The 23,993-nt window shown below is 47.2% G+C and carries 17 protein-coding genes; 7 read left to right on the top strand and 10 right to left on the bottom strand.

Annotated elements, in window-relative coordinates:
* The first annotated feature begins 9 nt into the window (after nt 1-9).
* Nucleotides 10-1,122 (top strand): hypothetical protein, encoded by a 1,113-nt coding sequence (locus Cabys_RS04585; RefSeq protein ID WP_006928982.1) that lies wholly within the window; start codon nt 10-12, stop codon nt 1,120-1,122.
* Nucleotides 1,123-1,177: 55 nt separating this feature from the next.
* Here Cabys_RS04585 and Cabys_RS04590 read toward each other — a convergent pair whose 3' ends face one another.
* The 8 genes from Cabys_RS04590 to Cabys_RS04625 are packed head-to-tail and all read right to left on the bottom strand — an operon-like array spanning nt 1,178 to nt 11,744.
* Complete coding sequence (locus Cabys_RS04590; protein WP_006928983.1) at nt 1,178-3,295, bottom strand: response regulator; 2,118 nt, start codon at nt 3,293-3,295, stop codon at nt 1,178-1,180.
* A gap of 9 nt (nt 3,296-3,304) precedes the next feature.
* A complete protein-coding gene (locus Cabys_RS04595) occupies nt 3,305-4,072 on the bottom strand; it encodes a response regulator (RefSeq protein ID WP_006928984.1) in 768 nt (255 codons plus the stop codon).
* A 14-nt stretch (nt 4,073-4,086) separates the two neighbouring features.
* On the bottom strand, nt 4,087-5,109 hold the full coding sequence (locus tag Cabys_RS04600; RefSeq protein WP_006928986.1) for a CheB methylesterase domain-containing protein: 1,023 nt from the start codon (nt 5,107-5,109) through the stop codon (nt 4,087-4,089).
* 9 nt (nt 5,110-5,118) lie between these two features.
* Nucleotides 5,119-7,362, bottom strand: coding sequence for a hybrid sensor histidine kinase/response regulator (locus tag Cabys_RS04605; protein ID WP_006928988.1), 2,244 nt, complete (start codon nt 7,360-7,362; stop codon nt 5,119-5,121).
* Between the two features lie 8 nt (nt 7,363-7,370).
* Nucleotides 7,371-9,332 (bottom strand): methyl-accepting chemotaxis protein, encoded by a 1,962-nt coding sequence (locus Cabys_RS04610; protein WP_006928989.1) that lies wholly within the window; start codon nt 9,330-9,332, stop codon nt 7,371-7,373.
* Nucleotides 9,333-9,349: 17 nt separating this feature from the next.
* Complete coding sequence (locus tag Cabys_RS04615; RefSeq protein WP_006928990.1) at nt 9,350-9,868, bottom strand: chemotaxis protein CheW; 519 nt, start codon at nt 9,866-9,868, stop codon at nt 9,350-9,352.
* A gap of 9 nt (nt 9,869-9,877) precedes the next feature.
* Entirely contained in the window at nt 9,878-11,287 is a 1,410-nt protein-coding gene (locus Cabys_RS04620; protein WP_006928992.1) for a CheR family methyltransferase, read from the bottom strand.
* The gene (locus Cabys_RS04625; RefSeq protein WP_081475067.1) at nt 11,253-11,744 is read right to left on the bottom strand and encodes a chemotaxis protein CheW; all 492 of its coding nucleotides are present in this window, start codon (nt 11,742-11,744) and stop codon (nt 11,253-11,255) included. Before Cabys_RS04625 ends, Cabys_RS04620 begins: the two co-directional genes overlap by 35 nt.
* Nucleotides 11,745-11,907: 163 nt before the next feature.
* Here Cabys_RS04625 and Cabys_RS04630 point away from each other — a divergent pair, with 163 nt between their 5' ends.
* From Cabys_RS04630 to Cabys_RS04640, 3 genes are all read left to right on the top strand, one after another.
* The gene (locus Cabys_RS04630) at nt 11,908-13,317 is read left to right on the top strand and encodes a nicotinate phosphoribosyltransferase (protein ID WP_006928994.1); all 1,410 of its coding nucleotides are present in this window, start codon (nt 11,908-11,910) and stop codon (nt 13,315-13,317) included.
* Nucleotide 13,318: 1 nt separating this feature from the next.
* Nucleotides 13,319-13,936, top strand: a complete 618-nt coding sequence (gene pncA / locus Cabys_RS04635) for a bifunctional nicotinamidase/pyrazinamidase (protein ID WP_006928995.1) — start codon at nt 13,319-13,321, stop codon at nt 13,934-13,936.
* A 559-nt stretch (nt 13,937-14,495) separates the two neighbouring features.
* Nucleotides 14,496-15,044, top strand: coding sequence for a macro domain-containing protein (locus Cabys_RS04640; protein ID WP_006928996.1), 549 nt, complete (start codon nt 14,496-14,498; stop codon nt 15,042-15,044).
* An 83-nt stretch (nt 15,045-15,127) separates the two neighbouring features.
* On the opposite strand, the gene Cabys_RS04645 is transcribed toward Cabys_RS04640, so the two are convergent.
* Together Cabys_RS04645 and metH are read right to left on the bottom strand one after the other, a co-directional pair.
* On the bottom strand, nt 15,128-15,820 hold the full coding sequence (locus Cabys_RS04645; RefSeq protein WP_006928997.1) for a DUF6901 family protein: 693 nt from the start codon (nt 15,818-15,820) through the stop codon (nt 15,128-15,130).
* A 65-nt stretch (nt 15,821-15,885) separates the two neighbouring features.
* The gene (gene metH, locus Cabys_RS04650; RefSeq protein WP_006928998.1) at nt 15,886-19,575 is read right to left on the bottom strand and encodes a methionine synthase; all 3,690 of its coding nucleotides are present in this window, start codon (nt 19,573-19,575) and stop codon (nt 15,886-15,888) included.
* 138 nt (nt 19,576-19,713) lie between these two features.
* Between metH and accC the strand changes: the two genes are divergently transcribed.
* The 3 genes from accC (at nt 19,714) to Cabys_RS04665 (ending at nt 23,307) form a co-directional block, all read left to right on the top strand.
* Nucleotides 19,714-21,213 carry an acetyl-CoA carboxylase biotin carboxylase subunit gene (gene accC, locus Cabys_RS04655; protein ID WP_006928999.1) on the top strand — a complete coding sequence of 500 codons (1,500 nt, stop codon included), beginning with the start codon at nt 19,714-19,716 and terminating at the stop codon, nt 21,211-21,213.
* A 2-nt stretch (nt 21,214-21,215) separates the two neighbouring features.
* Nucleotides 21,216-21,725 carry an acyl-CoA carboxylase biotin carboxyl carrier protein subunit gene (locus Cabys_RS04660; protein WP_006929000.1) on the top strand — a complete coding sequence of 170 codons (510 nt, stop codon included), beginning with the start codon at nt 21,216-21,218 and terminating at the stop codon, nt 21,723-21,725.
* A gap of 736 nt (nt 21,726-22,461) precedes the next feature.
* Entirely contained in the window at nt 22,462-23,307 is an 846-nt protein-coding gene (locus Cabys_RS04665; RefSeq protein WP_006929001.1) for a DUF4382 domain-containing protein, read from the top strand.
* Nucleotides 23,308-23,993 lie beyond the last annotated feature (686 nt).

Consider the following 23,993-nt stretch of genomic DNA (forward strand, 5'->3'; position numbering starts at 1 on the left):
GGAGGAATTATGAACGTCCACGATATTATTCCAATCATAGATCCCAATCCCATCCCCGGTCCTTTCTGGCTTTTTAAGCTACTGTTGATGGTAACTTTTTTGCTGCACATCCTGGCCATGAACATGATGATGGGCGTTGCGGTCATTGCTCTGGCTGCAAAATTTAAAATACAGAACGAAATGTACCAGAAATTGTACGACAACTTAAAGAGTAAAATACCCAATCTTCTGCCGGCCACCATCACCCTTGGCGTGGCCCCGCTGTTGTTTGCACAGGTGCTTTACGGGCCATACTTGTACACGGCCACCATTATTTCCGGTTGGGTGTGGTTTTCCATCATCATCTTGCTGACCGTGGCTTATTACGGATTTTATTTTGTTTCCTTTAAAAAAGAGGAAAAATTTAAAAAGCCGATTTTAATTTTAAGTGTGGCGTTGATTATGTTCATCGCCCTTATTTACACCACTAACGTTCTTTTGTACATGCAACCGCAGTACTGGGCGGAAAAATATTTTGAACAACCTGCAGGCGCTCATTTGTTTTTAGACGACGCTACGTTGATTCCGCGTTTTCTACATTTTATCATCGGGGCGCTGGCCATTGGCGGATTGTTTGTGGCCGTGATTGGATATTTAAAGAGGAAGAAAGAGCCGGAATTCGCCGCCTTTTTAATTAAACATGGCGGACGCTGGTTTATGTTTGCCACCATGGCCCAGTTTGTGGTGGGCAGCTGGTTTTTAGTTGCCCTGCCCCGCGAACAAATGCTACTGTTTATGGGCAAAAATATGGCCGCCTCCATCCTTTTAGTGCTGAGTATGGGACTGACTCTGCTTACCATTTTTATGATGTCGCGCAAATTAAAAGGCGAGGTGTTACAGGCGCCGGTAGCGGCCATCTCCTTTATTACTTTTATCGTTCTGGTCATGATGATCGTTATGCGCGATATTTTACGCGATTCGTATCTTGGACCTTATTTCAGAGTAGAAGAATTGTCATTTCAACCGCAGTGGGCAGTGTTGGCGTTGTTTCTGATACTTTTTGCGGCCGGGATTCTGGTCTGGCTGTGGATGTTGAAAAAGTATCCCTTTCAAGCCGATGTTAAAAACGAGAAAGGTGTTTAAAAACAAACGCGCTGCACAGAGGATCAATGGCTGTAAATTTAAGGGGGGAGCACGGTTAGTTTTTCTCAATTTTCCCATTTGCCGTAAAAGCCGTCAGCTTTTCTTTCAGTAAATTCAGATTTAACGGTTTGCGCAAAACCATGTCCACGCCGGCTTTAAGGGCGCCCTCGATTTCGCGGGCGTCATCGCTGGCGGTCAGGGCAAAAATGGGCGTGTGTTTGCCGCTCTCTTCTTCTAATTTTCGCATCTCTCTGGTGGCCGTGTAGCCATCCATGACCGGCATTTGCATATCCATCAATACCAGATCAAATGGTTTCTGTCTAAAAAGTTCCACGGCTTCCTTACCGTTCCTGGCCAGCTCCACCTGAAAGCCGGCGCGTTTTAAAATGGAGATCATCAACTTCTGGTTCACGCGGTTGTCTTCGGCAACCAGCACTTTTAAAGCAGGTTCCGATTCCTTTAACGTATGGCGCGTAATCAAAGTGTTCTCCGGTTTTGCGCCGCTGACAATAGTGCGGATAGTTTTTAGCAATTCTCTGGAGCGGATCGGTTTTAACAAAAAGGCTGCAATGCCGCTTTCAAGGCAGCGCCGGGCGTCTCCGGGTTTTCCAAAGTTGGTCAGCAATATGATTTGCGGCGCGGCGCCCTGGCTGGCGGCGCGCACCTGTTCGGCCAGCTCAAAATGAAAGTCGTTGTCAGGACGCGCGTCAATCAGCAGCAGGTTAAACGGATTTTTAGCCCGTGCAGCCTGAGTTAATAACTTACTAAGTTTCTGGCGCTCTCCGGTTACTTTAACATCTATTTTCCACTGCCGCAGTAACTCTTCCAGCACAAGGCCGCTCATCCACTGGTCGGAATAAACCAGTACGCGAATCGAGCTTAGATCAACGTCTGTTTCGGGGCCAGGCGCGGCAGGCTTTTGACTTGCCGTAGAAAAGGGAATTAAAATTTCAATTTGCTGAGTCTCCGCCTGTTCTTTTTTTAAGGCGATTTTGTAATCCAGTTTGGCAATACAATAGTTCACAAAATCGATACCGGTATCACCGCTTTGATGCGCAGATTGACCGTTTGGATGGATGAGCCTGGAAAAATAATCTGAAATGTTATCGTTGGCCGGAAAGGATATTAAAAATTTAATTCGCCGCTCCTCAACGGGTTCTATATTAATTATTATGTTGCAATGCGAAAGATTCTGGAAAAGGACATCCATAATCACAAAAGCCAGATGTTTTAAGTAATTGGGATCGTGATGTATGAACAAAGGGATTTCGGGATGGATGCGTAAGAGTAGTTCGATCTGTTTTTCGCCGGTCTGAACAACAAAGGGCGAAAGCGCGTCTTCAATACAGTCGCGAATGTTGAAATCCGTTTCGTGAATGGGAAGATCGTCGCCTTTTTCATGGTAATCCAGCGCTTTTTGCAGGTCGTTTAAAATGGAAAGCAGATGATCGGAATTTAGCCCGGCGAGTTGAGTCTGTAACTCGCGTTCGGCTTTGTCGTCAGATTCTTTTAGCAAATCAACGATGTGCAAAATGTTGTTCAGAGGCGTGCGTAATTCATTGACAAATGATTTTAAAAGAGCGTAATCGGTCGGCGTGTTTTTTTTGCTGCGGGATTGCAGCTCTTTTTGTAATTTGTTTACCTCGAACTTATACTGGTAGTAACGCTGGTAGGCCTGCAGGGCGCTGCGGTAGGCAGAAAGCAAAAGATTTAATAGCTGCCGGTTGTTGGTGGAAATCTCGTGCGTATCTCCCAGGTAGATGCTTGTGAGAATAACCTGCGGATTGGTTTGCCCGGCAACGGTTTCATTTTGCAGCGCATCGTTCACAAACGAAAGCAGCGCGCCCGGTTCAAATTCTTTCAAAAACAGGTAGTCGGCGCCGCATTCTATGATTTTGATAATTTCTTTTGGCTCGTTCAGGGTGGTCATCAATACCACCGGAATGGTTTGAAGTTGAGGATGAGATTTAACCGCTTTGCAAAGTTCCATGCCGTTCATCTCGGGCATCATAATATCGCTTAAAATCAGGTCCGGTTTCTGCTCGTGAATTTTTTCAAGGGCCAGTTTGCCATTGGCTGCGGTCGTTATTTTAAAACCATCTCCGGCAAGCGCCTTTTCAATAAAAAATCGCTGAGCCAGGCTATCTTCAACAACTAAAATATTTTTTGCCATGATTAAAATTTATTTCTCTTTATCGCTCTGTCGTTTTTTTACTTTGTCTGCGTATTCCGGATACAATTCCACCAGGCACGTGGGACATAAACTGTGCGTAAAGGTGACCTCGGCATGCTCTTCGATGTACTCCTCCACGCGGTGCCAGTATCCTTCATCGTCGCGGATTTTATGGCAATGAGAGCAAATGGGTAACATGCCGTGTAGTTGTTTGATTTCGTTCAGGGCTTCTTTTAATTCTTTGTTGACGCGTTCTAACTCGCGCGTCTTTTGTAGAATGGTTTCGTACGATGAGAGCAGGATGTCGATGATTTGCATTTGCTGAGAGGTGATGGTGTGCCTTTTGCCGGCAAAGACGACCTCGAACTTTAATTCCGGCCCGTTAGATTCGCGGATTTTTTGGTTGGCCAGAATGTATTCGATGCGGTTAATCAAAGTCGGCAGATCGTACGGCTTGATAATAAAGTTATCCGCGCCGGATGCCAGGCCTTTAATAATGTCTTCCGGTTCCTGCAGGGCGGTTAAAAGAATCACGGCCAGCGGCGGATCCTGGAACTCTTTTTTAATGATTTTGCACAATTCGTAGCCATCCATCTCCGGCATAATCACATCGCTGATTACGATGTCGAACGTTTGCCCTTTGAGCAATTCCAGCGCTTCCATGGCGTTATAGGCCACCGTTGTTTGATAACCCTCTTTGTTTAGGTCGCGTTTTAATTGCAGCGCCTGAGTTTTGCTATCTTCGACGATTAAAATTCTGGGATTTTGTTTTTGCATCGTTTGATCTCCGTTTATGATTTATTAAAGATCGTTTTTATTTGCTCAACTATTTGTTCGGGTGAAAAAATAAATTGCGCGGCGTCCAATTTGATGGCAACGCCCGGCATGCCGAACACCACGCAGCTCTCTTTGTTCTGGGCAATGGTTAACGCCCCTTTCTGCTTCATCAAGGCCAGCTCCTCTGCGCCGTCTTTGCCCATCCCGGTTAGCAAAATGCCGATTGCTCTGGGCCCCAGCGCTTCGGCAACGGATTTAAACAGGTAAGAAACAGCGGGTTTAACGCTGTGTACAGGCGGCGCGTCAATTAACTTAATCCTTCCATTTCTGGAAATGGTCATGTGATGATCGCCCGGCGCAAAATAAACATGGCCGGGTTGGGTTTTTTCGCCGTCTCTGGCAATCTGTATGTGCAGCGGAGATTCGGCATCGAGCCATTCGATGAATAAGGGGATGAAATTGACCGGCATGTGCTGGACAACTACAATGGGTACTGGCAGGTCGCCTGGAAGATTTTTAAATAAATAATTCAAAATCTGCGGGCCGCCGGTGGAGGCGCCGATGGCAATTAATTCAAATTGATTTTTATGAATTGAGGTCGGTTTGCTTAATGTCCCATCCCCGGCAGGCGTTTTGTCGAAGTTGTTCAAATGCGACGTGTCTTTTACCTGATTGTTTTTAATGTATTGGATAAGCTCTCTGGTTTTTGTGAGAAAATTTTCGTCCGTAGGATTGAGCGGGAAGTTGGGAAAGGGCACAAGCCAGGAATCTCGCGGCGCCTTCAGGTTCTCCGCATTTAGCAACAGAATGGAGCAGCCGAACAGCTGGTGTAAAAAGTGCAGCCTGTCCGCAAAATCTTCCACTTCTTTTGAAACGACGAAAACCACAAAGTCAAACGTATGTTTCGCGCTTAACTGGTTGAGCACCAGCTGATCTTTGTTGAAGCTTAATGAAACGTTAAAGTCTTTTTCTTTTTTTAAAGATTGTTCGATTACCGTTCCATATACCATAGATTGCGCAATAATCAGAATATTCATGGTTTTCGGTCACTCCGTTCCGATTAGTTTGTGGATGAGGTCTAATAAGGATTTTTGTTTGAAATCCTGTTTTATGAAATAGGCGTTGGCGCCCGCTTCCAGGCCTTTTTTCCGGTCGCTTTCGGAACCTAAAGAGGTCAGTAAAATGACCGGTATTGATTTCATTTTTTGTTCGGCTTTTATTTTGCGTGTCAATTCAACGCCGTCCATCTCCGGCATTTGCACATCGGAGATGATCAGATCGAACGTTTGCTTTTGCAAAATTTGCCAGGCCTGCTGGCCATTGATGGCGGTTTGAACTTCGAATCCCGCCGATTCCAGAACATTTTTCAACAGAACGCGCGAAGTGATGGAGTCTTCTACAACTAAAATTTGTTTTGGTTTTTGTTTTTTGATGGCCATTGGCTTAAACCGGTCGGAGCAGGCCGCAAAAATATCGTGCACATTCAAAACCGGCACAAGCGAACCGTCGCCTAAAATGGTTACGCCGGATAAAAACCGGACTTCTTCCAGAGGCGGATTGAGCTTTTTCAGGATGATCTCTCGTTCATCAAGAACCTGATCCACTGAAACGGCAATTTCATGCTGTTCGTCAAGGCGCAGAATAAGAATGTTCAGATATTGGGGCGTCTCCCTGTCTTCAGTTTTAATGTCTAAAAGAGAAGCAAGAGAAAAGAGCGGGATGTTTTGTCCGTTTAAATTTACTACCAGTTGGTTTTCGACCGTTTTTAATTGAGCAACCTCCAGCCGCATGGGCAGCCGTACGAATTTGGTGGGAATGATCGCCCGAAAGTCATTGGTGTAGATTAAAATCCCCCGGCTGGTGGCAAAGCTCAGGGGAATGGTCAGGTAAAAGGTGGAGCCGTTGGGATAGTAGTTTTCTACTTTTAAGCTGCCGCCCAGCTTTTCGATGTTCTCCAGAACAACCGCCATCCCCAGCCCCCGTCCGGAAAGCTTGCTTACCTCATCTTTAGTGGAAAGACCGGAGTGAAATATCAAAGAGAGAACCTGGCTTTCGTTCATGTCGTCCAGTTCCGCCTGAGTGACCAGGTTTTTTTTCAGAGATTTTTGTTTGATTTTAGCCAGGTCCAGGCCTCGGCCATCGTCAGAAACTTTTACCACAATGCTCTGATCTCGCGGAGGCAGCACTTCAATGGTGATTTTACCCACTTCTGGTTTTCCGCGCATAAGGCGTTCTTCCGGCGGTTCAATGCCGTGATCCAGGCTGTTTCTGATCAGATGAATGAGGGGGTCTTTTAGTAACTCCAGGGTGTGTTTATCCAGCTCAACCTCTTTGCCGTAAATTTTTAATTCGATTTTTTTATTCATTTCACGGGCAATGGCCCTGGTGGAGCGTTCCAGATAATTGGTAATGGTGGAAAAAGGGAACATCATCAACTGCTTAATATCATCCAGGTGCTTGTCGATCATGGCCGTTATTTGAAACAGATCATTCTCCAAAGTATTCTTAAGGAGGTCCACCTGTTTTTTGATCAGGGAAAATTCTCTGAAGAGTTCGGAATTAAGGGCGTCGGCTGAATCGGACGCTACGAGCCATTGTCTCCTTTTTTTGCCGATCGCTTCTAACTGGTCATACAGTTGATTGATATGATCGATGTAAAATTTCTGTTTGATTTTAATGGCGATCAGATCTTCCGATTGGGTAAACAGTTCCCGGATTTTCTGGTACGAGATTCGGATGGTCTCCTGGGCTGCATCCGCTGATTTGGGTTGAGTGGCGGGGGCGGGCTCTGGAGCGGTGGTTTTTTCGGGCGTTTGCCCGGCTGCTTCCGGTCGGGACGCTTCGGGCTTTTGCGCTGCTTTGGGCCTGGCTGCCGGTCTTTTTTGCGCTTTTTCTTTGGCCGCTGCTTTAATTTCGCCGCTGGCGGCGGCCTGCAGTTGCTTTAAAATATCGATGTCGCAGGAGGCGTTAAAATTATTTTGATTTAACAGCTCGTTCAGATGTTCGATGCTGCGATTCAATACCGCCCGTATTCCTTCGTTCAGCTTAAGCTCCTTGTTCTTGATTTTGGAAAAAAGAGACTCAATGGCCTGGCATAACTCTTCCACCGCCGAAAAATTTACGGCCCGGGCAGCGCCCTTTAAACTGTGCGTGGTACGGAACATCTCTTCGACGGCGCGCTCATCCGCTCCTTCTTCCAGAGCGAGCAACCCGTCGTTTAAAATGGTTAAATAATCTTCCGCCTCGGCCTTGAATATTTCTAAAAGTTCTCGTTCAAAATCCTGATCCATCGGGACCTCTAACTCAATTGATAAATGGAGATGATACTTTTCAGGTTTTCGCTGGTTTTCTTCAGGTCTTCGATCACCTCTTCTAACTGGTGCATGCCGTCCAGGTTTTGCGTGGTGGCCTCTTTGATGTTTTCCATAGCCTCTTTAATTTGCGAGGTGCCCACAAGTTGCTCCCGGGAAAAATCAGAAATTTCGGAAAGCACAGTGATCAGACTTTCAATGGAAGATGAAAGATTTGTCATTGAATGATAGGCTTTTTGCACAAAATCAACGCTGCCGTCGATGGTTTTGTTGGTTTGCTCCACCTGTAAAACGGTTTTACTGATCGATTCCTGGATGGTGTCCAGAATGTTTTGAATTTGCTGCGTGGATTTTTTGGACTGATCGGCAAGATTGCGAACTTCATTGGCCACCACGGCAAAACCCTTGCCGTATTCGCCGGCCTTGGTGGCTTCGATGGAGGCATTAATGGCCAGGATGTTGGATTGCTCGGCAATTTCTTTAACGGCCGCTGTAATCTCGCCGATGGTCTGACTTTGTTTGCTCAGGTCGATGACCATGGCGGAAACCTGATCCATTTGCTTTTTGACCTCCTGAATGCCCTGGTTGATCTGGTTAAAGGCTTCGGTGCCCTGGTTGGTAATCTCCACCGCTTTTTCGCCGACTTTCAGAGATTCTTTGGCCTTTTCGTTAAACGATGTTGCCAGTTGAGAAACTTCTTCCGAACTGCTGGCGGTTTGTGAAATGGCTGTTGCCGTTTCAGAAGAAGAAGCCGTTATCTGGGCAATGGTGGCCGAGATTTCGCTGGAGCTGGAAGAGATCACATTGATATTTTCCAGCAGGTCGCGCAGCTGCGCCTTTAATTGGTCAACAAAGTTTTTTAGACTGTACGTCAATTTTCCAATCTCATGTTCGCCGTCAATAACCTTAATATCCGCATTTAAATTACCGGTTGTGATTTGCTGGATATCGCTGATAACCGATTCAATAGATCTGGAAACGCGGCTTCCCACGGCATAAGCTGCCGCCGCACCAAATAACAACAAAAAGGTGCACAGAATGATGAAAAAGATAATCAAATTGCGTAGCGGGGCGCTGAACTGATCGTACAAAATTTGAGAAACCACAATCCATTTAAACTGCCCGGACGAGAAAGCCGCAAAAGATACAGGAGAGGCGCAGGCAAAAGCATCTCGTTGGGCAAAATCGAAAATTCTGGTGCAGGTGTTAAAATTAGTAAACTGACTGATTTTAATGCTTAACCCCTGCTTTTGTGAGCCAGCGGTGGACAGCACGTTTCCGTTTTTGTCCACTAAATAGACCTGTAGTGTGGGCTTTAGCGAAAGACCTCTTTGTAAGATTTGATCTATGGACTTTTGCGGGATTTGCAGAGCAATGACGCCCAGAACTTCCCGACGGTTGTTTAGCACGGGCAGGGCCATAAAGAGAACCGGTTCGTTGGCAAAAGGATCGTATCGAAAATCAGACATGCTCAATTTTTTGGATTGCGTCGCATTTTGTACGGCCTCTGATAAAGGCGAGTCGGAGAATGAGGCCTCGTAAACAGATTTGTTAAAATCGTTTTGAGGCTTGCTCTGGTAAAAGATGGCGCCGGTTGTGCTTTCGATAAACGAGACATTGATGTTTTCCCGGTTGGTGATATGGGCGATAATTCTGTTAATGCGATTTTTTTGAGCGGAATTGAGTTGCGTGGCCTTAGAAAAGGTTTTAACAATATCGCTGTTTGCGGCCAACAAATTCAAATAGGTGATGTGGCTCTTCAAAAAATCTTCAATCAGGTCTTTTTTAGTGTCGCTCAACCATTTTAATTCTATTTGCGTTTCATTTTTATGATCGTTGGCAAAATAGCGATAGGTGAAAATACAACCAAAGATGATGGGAATGAAAAGGATTCCCACCATGCTGCTGATCAATTGAGCCTTAAATGACCTTTTAAACAATTTGAACATCGTAGCGCCTCCTAAGATTATTTTGATTGATTAAAAAGAGGTTGTTGTGCGTTTAATATATTTTGCACGTCAACTAAAACGGTCGAATCTTTTAACAACCCCTGAATGTAACTCTTTTGTTTGCCTTTAATGCCGGTTAAATTGGTCTGGATTTCTTTTTCGGAAATGATGCGGTAGTCGATTATCTGATCAATTAACAGGCAAACTTTTAGCTTATCGTGTTCAATGACAATGACATATTGACCGTCCGCCGCGTCCGTTTTTAGATTGAATATTTGCTTAAGATCGAGCACGGTGTAGATCACGCCCGAAACATTGATCACGCCGGCAACCACAGGCGACACGCCCGGTATCTGAGTCGCTCCTCTAAAAGGCTGAATGGCCCTGATTTGTTGAACGTCAATGGCGTAAAGCTCATTGTTTAACGAAAATAACACAATGGTGCGCGCGTCTTTGATCTCTTCCGGCAGGAACGCTTTTTGAGCTAAGCGTTTGGCGCGTTCTTTTAACAGCGTATTTTTGTCGTTTGTCTCCATCTCTCCACCTTAACTGGCTAATCGGCTTGTTTTTAAGATTTTTTCTACCATTTGTTTGAACTGAAAGGCGCTCATTCCTTCGCTGCCCGGAATTTCTTGTTGAGGATCGAAGCTCCGAATTAAGTTTAGTACGTTGGTGAAATGCATTCGGCTGTCTTTAATCCGCCCGTTAAACGTGTACAGGTTGGCCAGGTGAAAATGGGCCATAATGTGGTCTGGTTTAAGGTAAAGCGCCTTCTGAAAGGATTTTTCAGCTTCCGCGGTTTTGCCCATTTCCAGATAGATGGTGCCCAGTAAATAGTGCGCATGGGAGTCGAGGTTATTGCGAAGCAGGTAATTCTGCGTTAATTTACGGGCTTCTTCCAGATTCCCGAGATCGGCCAGATTTTTGATGAGCGTTAATTCTTCAAAATTATTATTCGCTTCTTCAGGGGCAGGCGCTGCATCGGTTTTGATTTTTTCTTTTGTCTTCGCTTTATGCTCAAAATGGGGATGAATCACCTTAAGGGCCGCTTTCTGCGGCTTGCGCGCTGTTTTTACGTGCTCTTCTTTGATGACCGGCGGAATATGTTTGCGGTAGAGAATAACGCTGTTGATCAACTGCCCCTTGAACTTTTTAAAATGCAAGGAAGGAATTTCCGCCGGACCGGAAATAAAGTAACCGTCCTCATCAAGCAGATCATGAAACCTTTGAAGGGTATTCAACATCGTTTCGCGATCAAAATAAATCAGCACGTTGCGACAGATAATAATGTCAAAGTTTTTCCAGTTTTCGTTAACCGGGAAAGGCCCTTTTTTTAAGTTATGCTGCTCAAAATGCACCATCTTTTTAATGTGCGGCGCAATCTGGAAATATCGCCCGTTTTGGGGCGTAAAATATTCTTTCATGTATTTAACCGGCATATTCCTGAACGACCAGTTGGAGTACAGGCCTTCGCGCGCTTTGATTAAAATGTGCTGGTTTATATCGGTAGCCAGAATACGAGCCGGAATCGGCTTTGGGTGATTTTTCTGAAGCTGGTCAATGAGCATGGCCACAGAGTAGGCTTCTTCGCCGCTGGAGCAGCCCGCGCTCCAGATGGCCAGCGGCTGTTGGCTGTGCGCTTTGCGACGAATAATAGCCGGTAAAATTTCCTTTTCCAGCACGGCAAACAGCTTGTGGTTGCGGAAAAAATAGGTTTCGGAAATGGTCAGGTGGTCGAGCAGGTCAAAGTTCCGGCTTAAATCTTCTTGCAAAAGACCTTCTATTTTGGTATGCAGCGCGTCTATCCGATATTCGTTAAAATAGTTGATTAAAGCCCTCTCCACGTCTGCCGCTTTGTCGGCAAAGGAAAGTCCCAGCTCATCCCGAATTTTTTCGATCACTTTATCCAGCAACAGCCGGTCAACTTGCAATGATCTGACGTTCGATTTTTTCATATTCTTCTTTAACTTTTCGATTGATTTTTTGCAGTTCGCTTTTGGTTAGCAGCGTATCCGGATTAATACAATAGATAAAGCCTTCTTCTTCTTTGATTACGCGCTCAAAGAACTTAGCATCCGGAACAATATTCTGTACCGGAATGCTGTTTTCATCATACGCAGGAACGATTTGCGAGACCTGATCCACCACAAAAGCCAGGCCCGATTTATTGGATTCGATGATAATTAGCTGATCGTTCAGGTTAATTTCGCGCTCTTTTAAGCCCAATATGTAGCGCAAATTAATAACCGGCGTTATTTCGCCGTGAACGTTGATCAGACCGATTAAGTTTTTCGGCCCTTTGGGAATGGGAGAAATCTCTACAATTTGCGAAACTTTTTTTACATAGCCCAGTTGAATGGCGTATTCATTTTTGCCAAGCTTAAAAACCAGATAATTTGCCGTCATAATCATCCCCGTATGTCATTTTGATACTGAATTATCGGTGAATTTTAGGAATAAATTAGCTAATTCTTTGAGCGCAAAAATCGGACTAAATTAGAACAGATCATTGAATTTTAACGGTTATTGTTGTAAAATCGATCTTGCATCATTTAAAACAGCGGAGGATACAGCGTTGAAGTGTGAACAGATTGGTTTGCTGGTTGATAAATACCAGTTGACCATGGCGCAAACCTATTTTAAAAATAACAGGATGAAACATACGGCCTGTTTTGACTATTTTTTTCGAAAACTACCTTTCGAAAACGGATACCTTGTTTTTGCAGGCTTACAAGATTTGTTAGAAATGTTGGTTGATCTGCGCTTTGACGAGCGGGACGCCAGGTTTTTAATTGACGAGGGCTTTGATCGGCAGTTTGTCGATTATTTGCGCCAATTTCGTTTTAAAGGAACCATTTACGCCATGCGAGAAGGAGAAGTTGCCTTTCCGGTAGAACCGTTGTTGCGCATCGAAGGCAACCTGATTGAAACGCAAATTGCTGAAACGCTGGTGCTGAACATTTTGAATTTTCAATCGCTTATTGCCACGAAAGCGGCGCGCGTACGTTACGCTGCCGGCGAACGCACCGTCAGCGATTTTGGTCTGCGAAGGGCGCATGGCCTGGGCGGCATCCATGCCAGTCGGGCGGCCGTCATTGGCGGGTGCGACTCCACTTCCAATATGTTAGCCGCTTTTCATTACGACCTCAAGGCCGTGGGCACCATGGCCCATTCCTTTGTGCAGAGCTTTGAAGATGAATTGTCCGCCTTCCGCGAATATGCGCGCTTTAATCCCGATAGCTGTGTTTTGTTGGTGGATACTTACGACACACTGAAAAGCGGTTTGCCCAACGCCGTTAAGGTGGCCAGAGAGCTGGAGGCCAAAGGGCACCGGCTGGTGGGCATTCGCATTGACAGCGGCGACCTGGCTTATCTTTCCAAAAAGGCGCGCCAAATGCTGGACCAGGCAGGGCTGGACTATGTGAGGATTGCCGTTTCAAATCAATTGGATGAGTTCGTCATTCGCAGTTTGATTGAGCAAAAAGCGCCCATCGATTTTTTTGGCGTGGGCACGAGATTGATTACCGGCCAGCCCGATGCCGCCCTGGACGGCGTTTACAAACTAAGTCTGTTCGATTCCAGACCGCGCATGAAAATTTCCGACACGCTGATTAAATCTACTCTGCCCGGTAAAAAGCGCGTCCTGCGCTATTCCAATGGCGAGGGCGGATTTTTAGCCGATGCCATTGTGCTCGACGACGAACAACAGATCGATTGTATGTACCATCCGTTTGAAAAAGAAAAGCGTTTTAAAGTGGCCGGTCTCCATCAGGAAGATTTGTTCATCAAAGTAATGGAAAACGGCGAGATCATCATGGAACGGGAATCGGTGGAGCAAATTGCCAGACGAGTGCGGGAGCGACTGAAAATGCTGCCGGCCGAACACAAACGCTTTGAATACCCCCACATCTATAAGGTGGGCGTAAGTAAGCGACTGATGGATTTGCGAGATTCCATTGTCAAACAGTTTCGAAGGGAGGATTGAAATGAGCCGCGTTTTAATTTTAGTCGATATCCAAAATGATTTTATTCCGGGTGGGGCGCTGCCCGTTCCTGGCGGCGATCAGATTGTGCCCGTGGTCAATCAAATCCTTCCCTTTTTTGATCTGGTGGTGGCCACCCAGGATTGGCATCCGCCAGATCACGGGAGCTTTGCATCCAATCATCCCGGAAAAAAGGTGTACGATACGATCGAATTAAATGGCCTGCAGCAGATTTTATGGCCGGATCACTGCGTGCAGGGCTCACACGGCGCCGATTTTGTACAGAATCTGAACACCAATCCGGTTGAGGCCATCTTTCGCAAGGGCACGGATCCGAAGATTGACAGCTACAGCGGTTTTTTTGACAACGGTCGAAAAAAAAGCACCGGTCTGGCCGATTACCTGCACGGCAGAGGCGTTAAGGAAGTTTTTGTGGCTGGTCTGGCCGGAGAATTTTGCGTGAATTACACCATTATGGATGCCGCCGACCTGGGCTTTAAAACCTTTTTGATTAAGGACGCCACCCGGCCGCTGGACTGGCAAAATTTTGAAAAGGCCATGCAAAAAATGCAGGAAAAAGGCGTAACCATTCTGGAGAGCAAAGACCTGGGAAATCGTTAAAAAAAATACGAATTATCACGCGGAGCGGGAGGCTGTGCCCGAATTATCCTGCTCTGGCGAGGGAAAAAAGTATAAGAGTTTAAGAGTGTAAGAGTTGAAGAGTCCGTAGGTAGATTGGCTGAACGAAAGCATTCAGGCCAGTCTGCCGTGAAGGCGATCAGCCTTCCCCTTCTCCAAGACTTTTATTCTGGGAAAAGGGAATCAAGGGGCTGAGAGTAATTGAAACTATTTTAAATTTGAAACATTTTTCGCGACCTTTGTGACTTCTCGGTGCTCTTTGTGGTCGCTTAAATTCCTGCGGGGATGTTTTTGGTTGTGGCTATGCTGTACTAAGATTAAAAATTAAAAATTAAAAATTACGAATTACGAATAGTAAAGCACCGGTTTGCTTAGTTTTCGTCTTACATGTTGAATGATTTTCTGCGGTGATTGTCGTAATCTGCGAGAAAATTATTTTGCGCGCGTTGCGGTTTTTTTTAAAAGTTGCGGCTACGCTGCCTTAGTTTTTAAATTACAGGTCTTAAAACGCTCGCCTGTACCATCCACAAGAGGAGGAGAAATGAAACGGGTGAAAATAGGTTCCGTGGTTTTAGAGTTGGTTCAGGGAAATATTGCCAATCAGCCGGAGATGGAGGCAGTGGTCAATGCCGCCAACGCCATGTTAGCTTCCGGCGGTGGGGTGGCCGGAGCCATTCATAGCGCAGCCGGCCCCGGCCTTTACGAAGAATGCAGGCCGCTGGCTCCCATTCGACCCGGGCAGGCTGTAATCACCGGTGCGCACGGCTTGCCAAACCGCTATGTGATTCACACCCTTGGCCCGGTTTACGGAAAGGACAAGCCAGAAGACAAAATTTTGGCCGAATGCTACCGCAATTCTTTAAAACTGGCAGAAGAGAAGCGCATTGCCTCGCTGGCCTTTCCGGCCATTTCCACCGGTATTTTTGGCTATCCCGTCAGGGACGCGGCCAGGGTTGCCCTGAACACGGTGATTGCAATGGCCCCGCAGCTGAAGTATGTGCAAAAGATTCGCTTTGTGCTGTACAGCGATTCGGATTTGAAGGCCCACGAGGAGGCGCTGGAAGCGTTGATGAACACGCCCGGATTATAGGCCGTGTCTTTTCTGCGTACGCTGGAATCCCCTTCAATCATACGAAGGTTTTCTGCTTTCGCTGGCGTTTGGACGGGTAAAGTTTATTGGTAAAGGTATTCGAATTCCCGCAGGCTTTCTTTAATGGTTTGCGGCAATTCCTTGGCAAATACATCGAGGGCAATTAAAGCGTTCAGGTGGGCATCGCGGCCGGTAATGGCGCGAAAGCGGCTGGCCAGTCCGGCATTGACCTCTTCGATCTCGCGGTAAGTTTCAATCAGTCCGTCCATATCCCAATCGGCCGGCTGCCCCTTTTTGTATTTGATGAATTCGCCTAACAGATAAGTGCTGGCAGCCCTGAAGATGGTTTCGGTTAAGGTGGCAAAGGGTAAATGAAAACGAACCATGGGCTTTAATTTAGCCAGAATCGGGCATCCGCTGCTCACCATAAATATGCCCATCATGGAGCCCAGGCCTTGTTGCACCGATGTTCGTGAGGAATAAGTTCGCTCTTCCGTCTCCACCAGAACGGTAACCTTTTCGTAAGAGATAATGTCCTTAAAATCCTTCAAAATGTATTCCAGATTGCGCGTTACCGGACACAGAGGATGTTCTTCTTTTGTCAACGGGCAATTGGCGCATTGATGAAAATCCAATTGCGATAACCTGGACGGTTGAAAGGAGTTTTTGGGTATGATTTCCAGCGTCTCCGCATCCAGTTCAATGTCAAAACTCAGCGTTTTGCCGGTGTCGAATAAAAAGCGATAGATAAAGTGCAATTGTTTGTCTTTCTTCATTTTCACTTCTTAATGCCATACGTGTTTGTTAACTTGTAAATATGTTCGACATTCTTTCGTAAAAATTAACCGTCTTCTTCGATAAGGATGGGCGCCAACCAGCGTTTAAGCGATTCAATGCTCATTCCTTTGCGGTGCGCGTAGTCGGTAAGCTGGTCCATGCCGATTTTACCCACGCCAAAGTAACGGGCTTTGGGGTGTGCAAAATAGTAGCCAGCCACCGAAGCCGCCGGTTGCATGGCCATCGATTCAGTTAGCGTAACGCCAATCTTCTCAGTGGCCTGCAGTATTTTAAAAATCGTTTGCTTTTCGGTGTGATCGGGGCAGGCCGGGTAGCCCGGAGCGGGTCGAATGCCCCGGTATTTTTCGGCGATGATCTGCTCATTGCTCAAATTTTCATCTCTGGCGTATCCCCAGAACTCTTTGCGCAGCCGTTCGTGCAGGTGCTCGGCAAAGGCTTCTGCCAGGCGGTCGGACAGGGCTTTTAGCATGATGATTTTGTAGTCGTTGTGATCTGCCTCAAGATGTGTGATGACTTCCTGCAGGCCAATGCCTGCCGTTACCACGAAGAAACCGAGGTAGTCATTAATTCCGCTCTCTTTGGGGGCAATGAAGTCGGACAGGGCGAAATTCGGTTTTCTGCCGTTGCGCTGCATTTGTTGACGCAGGGTGTGAACGACCGCCAGAAGCTGCGTCCGTTCGACATTGCCATAGACTTCGATGTCGTCGCCAATGGCGTTGGCCGGAAAGACGCCCAGAACGCCGTTGGCCTGTAGCCATTGTTTACGGGTAATTTCATCCAGCAGGCGGTTGGCGTCGTTAAACAATTTTTGCGCTTCCTCCCGATGCTCCGATTCTGTTAGGATTTGCGGATATTTACCGCGCAACTCCCAGGCGTTAAAAAAGGGCGTCCAGTCGATTCGTTCGCGCAAAAGATCGATGGAGTAATTTTTTAGAATTTGCAGGCCGCTGGTTTGGGGCGCGGTAATCTCTTTTGGGCTGAAAGAAAGCTTCAGGCGATTACGCCGCGCTTCTTCAATGGGAATAAGCCTGACTCTGGAACGTTGTTTGTGGAAATTCTCCGCTAATTTCTGGTAATCATTGCGCAGGGCGCTGGCAAATTTTGCGCGCGTTTTACGATTTAAAAGATTGCTGACCACGCCCACCGACTGCGAGGCGTCGGGCACGTAAACGGCCAGCCCTCTGGAATAAGCCGGGGCGATCTTTACCGCCGTGTGTTTTTGCGAGGTGGTTGCGCCGCCGATGAGCAATGGCAAATCGAGCCCCTGCCGATCCAGCTCTTTGGCCACGTGCACCATTTCATCCAACGAGGGCGTAATTAACCCGCTCAGCCCGATAATGTCCACCTTTAAGGCGCGCGCCGCTTCGATGATCTTTTCTGCGGGAACCATCACGCCCAGATCGATGATCTCGTAATTGTTGCAACCCAGCACCACGCCTACAATGTTCTTGCCGATGTCGTGTACGTCGCCTTTAACGGTGGCCAGCAGAATCTTTCCCCTGGCCGTAGAGGCGCTTTGTAGTTTAAGAGCTTCCAGATAGGGCGTTAAGTGGGCCACCGCTTTTTTCATCACGCGGGCGCTTTTGACCACCTGCGGTAAAAACATCTTGCCCGAGCCGAAAAGATCGCCCACCGTTTTCATGCCTTCCATTAAGGGGCCTTCGATGACCTTGATGGGGTCGCCGTATTTCTGGTAGGCTTCTTCGGTGTCGGCTTCAATGAATTCGGTAATGCCTTTGATCAGAGCGTAGTGCAGTCGTTCTTCCACGCCTTTTTCGCGCCATGCTAATTTTTTTTCTTCTTTAACGGTTGACTGCCGCGCCTGCTGGGCAAAGGCGATCAAACGCTCTGTGGCGTCGGGCCGACGGTTGAACAGCACGTCTTCCACCAGTTCCAGCAGGTCTTTGGGAATGTCTTCGTACACGGTTATCTGGCCGGCGTTGACGATGCCCATATCCATGCCGGCCTGAATGGCATGGTACAAAAAGGCCGAATGCATGGCCTCGCGTATCAGGTTGTTGCCGCGAAAAGAAAAAGAGAGGTTGCTCACCCCGCCGCTAACTTTGGCGTAAGGCAGGTGAGCTTTAATGTAGCGAACGGCTTCCAGGTAATCGAGCGCGTAGTTGGCGTGCTCGCTCATACCGGTGCCCACGGCAAAAATGTTGGGGTCCAGGATGATGTCCTGCGGCGGGAAGTGGATTTTTTCGGTAAGCAGCCTGTAGGCGCGTGTGCAAACCTCGATGCGTCTTTCCAGAGTATCCGCCTGTCCCTTTTCGTCAAAGGCCATTACCAGCACCGCGGCGCCCAGGCGTCGCGCCATGCGGGCGTGTTCTAAAAACGTTTCCTCGCCTTCTTTAAGGCTGATGGAATTGATGATCGATTTTCCCTGCAGGCATTTTAATCCTGCCTCAATCACTTCCCAGCGCGAAGAATCGATCATCACCGGAACGCGCGCGATGTCGGGCTCGGCGGCAATCAAATTCAAAAAGCGCTTCATGGCTTCAACGGAATCGATTAATCCTTCGTCCATGTTTACGTCTAAAATTTGCGCGCCGTCTTCCACCTGTTTGCGGGCGATGGCCACGGCTTCTTCAAAATGGCCTTCGCGAATCAGGCGGGCGAATTTACGCGAACCGGCGATATTACAGCGCTCGCCGATGTTGATGAAATTGCTGGTGGGCAAAATGGTTAAAGCCTCCAGGCCGCTGAACTGCGTGTAAATCGGCGGTTCAGGGATTTTACGCGGCGGCAGATGCTCGACGATCTCCACAAAGGCGCGGATGTGCTCGGGCGTGGTGCCGCAGCAACCGCCCACAATGTTCAGCCAGCCCTGAGCGGCGTACTCTTTTAAAACGACGGACATCTGGTCGGCCGTGGCTTCGTATTCGCCAAATTGATTGGGCAAGCCGGCATTGGGATAAAGCGTTACGTAAACGTCGGCCATTTTGCTCAACTCTTCGATAAAAGGCCGCATTTCTTCCGGCCCCAGCGAACAATTTAAACCGACGCTGAATATGGGGTAGGGCTTAATGGAAACCCAAAAGGCCTCTAAGGTTTGCCCCGATAGCGTGCGCCCGCTTTTGTCCACAATGGTCACAGAAATCATGATCGGCAGATGGGTGTTGAGCTCGTCAAAACAATTCTGAATGGCGTAAAGAGCGGCTTTGGCGTTTAGCGTATCGAAGATCGTTTCGATCAGGATTAAATCGACGCCGCCCTCGATCAAGCCCTTGACCTGCTGGTAGTAGGCGTCCACTACCTGGTCAAAGGTTACGGCCCGGTAGCCGGGATCTTCCACTTTGGGCGAAATGGAAAGCGTGCGATTGGTAGGGCCCACCGAACCGGCCACAAAGCGCGGTTTATGGGGCGTTTCTGCGGTTTTGGCGTCCGCCGCCTGTCTGGCCAGTTGAGCCGAGGCCCGATTCATCTCATAAACCAGCTCTTCCATCTGGTAGTCTGCCAGAGAAATGGCGTTGGCGTTAAACGTATTGGTCTCAATGATGTCGGCTCCGGCGTCCAGATAGGCGGCGTGAATTTCGCGAATGATGTCGGGCTGCGTCAGGCTCAGCAAGTCGTTGTTGCCTTTAAGGTCTGTTGGCCAGTCCTTAAAGCGTGAGCCGCGGAAATCTTCTTCGCCGAGGCGGTAGCGCTGGATCATGGTGCCCATGGCGCCGTCCAGCACTAAAATACGTTTTTCAAGCTGAGAACGAATCCGTTTTTCTTTATCCTGCATTTTTTTTACCGTTTGTGAATAATTATTGTACAAACTTAAAGTATTTTGTAAATGGTTGCAAGATTAGTCTTTGAATGGGATTGAATTTAAATTTTTTACCCTTTAAATTGTTTCAGGGTATTTAGGCCGGGGAGAACTATGTTTAAGAAAATTCTTGTTGCCAATCGAGGCGAAATTGCTTTACGAATCATTCGTACCTGTAAGGATATGGGTATCCAATCCGTTGCGGTTTATTCTGAGATCGATCGAAAGAGTCCGCATGTTTTATTTGCCGACGAGGCTTATCCACTGGGAGGCGTTACCTCTACGGAGAGTTATCTGCGAGGGGATAAGATAATCGAAATCGCCTTGCAGCACGATGTACAGGCCATCCATCCGGGCTATGGTTTTTTGTCCGAAAACGCTGATTTTGCCCGCGCGGTTCGGCAGGCGGGGTTGATCTTTATCGGCCCGCCGCCGGAAGCCATTGAACTGATGGGCAGCAAAACAGCCGCCCGCATTTTAATGCGCGAACACGACGTACCGACCATTCCGGGCACGCTGGAGCCGATTACATCGGAACGGGAAGCGCTTAAGGTGGCCGAAGAGATCGGCTATCCCATCCTGTTAAAAGCCTCTGCCGGCGGAGGAGGCAAGGGCATGCGGCTGGTGCACAGGGCAGAAGAGCTGGCAGACGCTCTGCAGGGCGCGGCGCGGGAGGCGCAGTCTGCCTTTGGCGACGCCAGCGTGTACATTGAAAAATATCTGGAAAAACCGCGTCACATCGAATTTCAGATTCTGGCCGATCAGCATGGCAATATTGTGCATCTGGGCGAGCGCGAATGCTCCATCCAGCGCCGCCATCAAAAAATCATCGAAGAAGCGCCTTCGGTGGTATTAACGCCGGAGTTGCGCCAGCAAATGGGCGAAGCGGCCATTAAAGCGGCGCGCGCCTGCGGTTATCACAACGCGGGCACCATCGAGTTTATGCTCGATAAAGACGGTCGTTTTTATTTTTTAGAAATGAACACGCGTCTGCAGGTGGAACATCCGGTAACGGAACTGGTGACCGGTCTGGACCTGGTGCAGGAACAAATTCTAGTCGCGGCAGGCAAAAAACTGGCCATTCAGCAGTCGTACACTTCGTTTTATGGGCACGCCATTGAATGCCGTCTGTACGCTGAAGACGCGGATAATAATTTTTCGCCCTCACCAGGGACGATCACGTTTTTGCGTCCGGCCATGGGGCCCGGCATTCGCGAGGACTCCGGCGTGGCCGAAGGGAACGAAATTTCCCTTTACTACGATCCGATGATCTCCAAATTGATTGCCTGGGGCGCCAATCGTGAACAGGCCATCAATCGCATGATTCGCGCCTTAAAGGAATATCAACTGGCGGGCATTAAGACCAATTTCGGATTTTTGCTCAGGGTGCTGCAACATCCGGCCTTTAAGGCAGGGCAACTGAGCACAACCTTTATTGACCAGCACCGCGAAGATTTATTTAAAGAAGACCTTGCGGAAACGGAAGCCCTGGCGCTGGCCGCTTTGCTCGGCCACGTTAAAAGGCCTGCAAAATCATTTAAAATCGCTCAGCAAAACAATAAACCGGCGACCTCTCAATGGAAGATTGTCGGCCGCATGAAAAATGCGAGGTGAACATGAAGTATGTGGTAAAAATAGGCGAGCAAGAAGTAACGTTTGACTATGATGAAAGCAGCGGGAAGCTTACCAATCAAAACAAGCGCGACGTGCCTTACGACTGGGTAGAAGTGGCAAAGGGCTGTTTTTCGCTTTTGTTAAACGGAAAGAGCTACCTGCTGTATCTGGAACCCTCCAACGGTTCTTACAGGTTGTTTACGGAAGGCCGGATGATTAGCGCCAGTGTTCAGGACGAGCAGAATTTATTAATCAGCAAATTAGTAAAAGCGCACAAAGGCGAGCCCAAAGAGCAGGTCATCAAAGCGTCCATTCCCGGCCTTGTAACCAAAGTGTTTGTTAAAGCGGGCGATTCTTTAAAAAAGGACGATACGGTTTTAACCCTGGAAGCCATGAAGATGGAAAACCTGATTAAAGCGCCCTGTGGTTGTGTGGTGGAAAAAGTTTTTGTCAAAACAGGACAAACCGTGCAGCAAAATCAGGAGCTGGTGCTGCTGAAAAAGGTGGAGTGAAGCGCAACATAAAGCGAGATGATTTCTTACAACGGGGCATTTAAGAGTCCTTCCTTATAAAAGGTGTAATGCTGTATTATGCGAAAAATTTTGTGCCGCTGGATTGGTTGAATGGTTGATTAGTTAGTCTGTTATTTCAAATCTGTTTCTGCAAATGTGGTTAATTCCTACCACCGTTTATGTAGGGGCGAAGGATTTCCAAGAACAATTCAGCGCTGGCAAGCATTAATCTTTAGTAATAAAAAAAACACTCTGGACAAAGTGGGGATGGAAATCCTTCGCCCTTACAAGTACGGTCATTCCTGAGTTTTTGTCTGGGAGTGAGGGCGAATGGGATGAGTGCAATGGAAACTATTTTTAATTTTTAACATTCTTTGCGCCCTTTGCGGTTAATGATTTCTTTTTAATAGCAAAATCATCCCCGCTTATGTTTATTGGGTTGCCACTGTGCTGCTTTAGATCAGTTAGAAAGCCATATTTCTACTTGCAAAATCGACGATTCGGTCGAACGGTTCTACATAAATAGTCGAATGTCGATGCGATGATTGCGAAATATTTTCATGCCATGTAATAAATGCCTGTTAAAAGCGTTCATTAAAACCATGATGATACGCGAATTCTGGCTATTTCAAATAACTTACTGAAGAAAAGGAGAGGTGTTCTTGAGTGGCACGATAATTGTAATGTAAATGAAAAGAAAATAGAACAAGTTGAATCATGGTAATGGAGGTATCTTATGGTACACAAAAATTTTAAAATAGGTTTTCTAATCCTCGTTTTTGTCCTGTCTTTGGGGCTCATCGTTAATAGTTGTGAAAAGGCGGACGACAGCCTGACCACGGCTGATGTGGGCAAGGTGACCTTAAAGATCACGGATTCGCCTTTTCCGCTTAAGTTCGTTGAGGAGGCGAATGTAACGATTACTTTAATTGAAATGCACAGTGTTGACAGCGTCAATGGCGGCGAATGGATTACAGTGTGGGAAGGAAGTCAAACCATCAACTTGCTGGAACTGCGCGACGGAAAAACCGAAGACCTGCCGGAAGCGGAAGTGCCTGCCGGCACATACAACATGATTCTCATGCGCATCGATTCGGTGAGCATTAAATATGTTAACGGCACAGAGGTTTCTCTTGACCTGCCAGATGACGCACGCGCCGGTATCCGGGTTATGCTGGTGCCTCCTGTGGAAGTGGAAAACGGCGCATTGTCTGAAATATTGCTCGATTTTGATGTGAGTAAATCGTTCCGCATGAGCGGAAAATGGCATCGGAACTTTCCGGGCTTTATGTTCCGTCCGGTTGTTCGCGCGGTGTGGATGAACAAAGCCGGCGCTATTGCAGGCGCGGTGAGCGATACCAGTGGCGCAGCCCTGAGCGATGTGCAAATCCAGGTCGTCCGGGATTCAGTGGTCACGCATACTTTTACCAACCGAATGGGCTTTTACAAAATTTTAGGTTTGCCGGAAGGTACCTACACGCTCAAGGCTGAAAAAGAAGGTTATCAGAGCGAAGAGGTTAACGGCATTCAGGTGACCAGAGGACAGGTGGTTAACCAGAATTTTACGCTGCTTCCTCAATAAAGAACATGGGCTATCTCACAACCTGATTAAGAGGTCGTTTCGCCAGCAAAGCGAAGCGACCTCTTTTTTTTTAATGCTTTCTCCGCAAGATCTGACATTTTAGCGGGCGAAGCGTTTTGTGAATATGTTACATGTAACGCATGACGAGTAATGAGTTACATGTTTAAGCGGAGGTGCTTAATCATCACACATTACTTACTACGGAATTTTGAACCATGATTAAAAGGATTGCAGGATTGCCTTGACATTTTACGCCTGAGGAAGTTTGCACTCAATATTATTTTAAGAGAAATTTTTAGAGAAGAAAAAAAGAATTATGGTAATTTGTAAATCAAGAAAATCACGGATCAAACCTCTGGGGCAGCCAAGCCGCAACCAAAAACATTTCCGCGGGGATTTAAGCAACCACAGAGAGCGCAGAGAGTTCTCAATGGGCACAAAGAATGTTTTAAATTAAAAATAGTTTCAATGGCCCTCGCCCTTACGCCTCCGGCTCTGCTTCTTTACCCCTATCTTTTAAAATTTTTACCGCTCTTCACTCCGTAATCAACGGTGTTAAAAAATGGCGTTTGTTTCAGCTTTGTAAGCCGCAGATCGATTTAAACGGCACGCTGTCAATTAAAACGTTTAAATAGACCAGAGGAAGTATATTCGCGGTTTGCGGCGCTGTGGATTAAAAGGTGTTG

It is taken from the genome of Caldithrix abyssi DSM 13497 (assembly GCF_001886815.1).
Classification (GTDB): domain Bacteria; phylum Calditrichota; class Calditrichia; order Calditrichales; family Calditrichaceae; genus Caldithrix; species Caldithrix abyssi.

What these genes read in the sequence shown, in the direction of transcription:
- Cabys_RS04585 (WP_006928982.1), top strand. Translation starts at nt 10, where the DNA reads ATGAACGTCCACGATATTATTCCAATCATAGATCCCAATCCCATCCCC.
- Cabys_RS04590 (WP_006928983.1), bottom strand. Translation starts at nt 3,295, where the DNA reads ATGGCAAAAAATATTTTAGTTGTTGAAGATAGCCTGGCTCAGCGATTT.
- Cabys_RS04595 (WP_006928984.1), bottom strand. Translation starts at nt 4,072, where the DNA reads ATGCAAAAACAAAATCCCAGAATTTTAATCGTCGAAGATAGCAAAACT.
- Cabys_RS04600 (WP_006928986.1), bottom strand. Translation starts at nt 5,109, where the DNA reads ATGAATATTCTGATTATTGCGCAATCTATGGTATATGGAACGGTAATC.
- Cabys_RS04605 (WP_006928988.1), bottom strand. Translation starts at nt 7,362, where the DNA reads ATGGATCAGGATTTTGAACGAGAACTTTTAGAAATATTCAAGGCCGAG.
- Cabys_RS04610 (WP_006928989.1), bottom strand. Translation starts at nt 9,332, where the DNA reads ATGTTCAAATTGTTTAAAAGGTCATTTAAGGCTCAATTGATCAGCAGC.
- Cabys_RS04615 (WP_006928990.1), bottom strand. Translation starts at nt 9,868, where the DNA reads ATGGAGACAAACGACAAAAATACGCTGTTAAAAGAACGCGCCAAACGC.
- Cabys_RS04620 (WP_006928992.1), bottom strand. Translation starts at nt 11,287, where the DNA reads ATGAAAAAATCGAACGTCAGATCATTGCAAGTTGACCGGCTGTTGCTG.
- Cabys_RS04625 (WP_081475067.1), bottom strand. Translation starts at nt 11,744, where the DNA reads ATGATTATGACGGCAAATTATCTGGTTTTTAAGCTTGGCAAAAATGAA.
- pncA (WP_006928995.1), top strand. Translation starts at nt 13,319, where the DNA reads ATGAGCCGCGTTTTAATTTTAGTCGATATCCAAAATGATTTTATTCCG.
- Cabys_RS04640 (WP_006928996.1), top strand. Translation starts at nt 14,496, where the DNA reads ATGAAACGGGTGAAAATAGGTTCCGTGGTTTTAGAGTTGGTTCAGGGA.
- Cabys_RS04645 (WP_006928997.1), bottom strand. Translation starts at nt 15,820, where the DNA reads ATGAAGAAAGACAAACAATTGCACTTTATCTATCGCTTTTTATTCGAC.
- metH (WP_006928998.1), bottom strand. Translation starts at nt 19,575, where the DNA reads ATGCAGGATAAAGAAAAACGGATTCGTTCTCAGCTTGAAAAACGTATT.
- accC (WP_006928999.1), top strand. Translation starts at nt 19,714, where the DNA reads ATGTTTAAGAAAATTCTTGTTGCCAATCGAGGCGAAATTGCTTTACGA.
- Cabys_RS04660 (WP_006929000.1), top strand. Translation starts at nt 21,216, where the DNA reads ATGAAGTATGTGGTAAAAATAGGCGAGCAAGAAGTAACGTTTGACTAT.
- Cabys_RS04665 (WP_006929001.1), top strand. Translation starts at nt 22,462, where the DNA reads ATGGTACACAAAAATTTTAAAATAGGTTTTCTAATCCTCGTTTTTGTC.